This window comes from Mesorhizobium sp. M1A.T.Ca.IN.004.03.1.1, from assembly GCF_003997555.1.
GTDB lineage: Bacteria > Pseudomonadota > Alphaproteobacteria > Rhizobiales > Rhizobiaceae > Mesorhizobium.
The window spans coordinates 1-272 of sequence record NZ_RZTV01000315.1 but is presented as its reverse complement, the minus strand read 5'-3'; the positions used below and the strand labels follow the sequence as shown (position 1 = coordinate 272).

The window sequence follows — 272 nt, the reverse complement described above, 5'->3', positions numbered from 1 at the left end:
TTTCTTTTTGACGTGTCGTTGCAGCAGGTGGCCGCCCTCGTCCTTCGAGACGTCGGCCAAAACCCGAAGCCTCGAAGGACGAGGGCTGTGGGAGGCAGTAGATGCTAACCCTCACAATTCATCATAATTGAACCAATCGAAATCCGCCGTCTTCCCTCGCCCCGACGTATCGAAGGCGAACACGCCGGCAAAGGCGCCTGTGAAGGAGCCGTGCTCGCCGCGTCCGCCCTCGTCGGAAATCACGCCGGCGTCGAGGACAGGGCCGATCGGCT

At 61.0% G+C, this 272-nt stretch carries 1 protein-coding gene; it reads right to left on the bottom strand.

All coding sequences use genetic code 11. The features are described from left to right. Positions 1–111 precede the first annotated feature (111 nt). A partial coding sequence (locus EOD29_RS36290; RefSeq protein WP_164763944.1) for a hypothetical protein occupies positions 112–272 on the bottom strand: 161 nt, incomplete at its 5' end.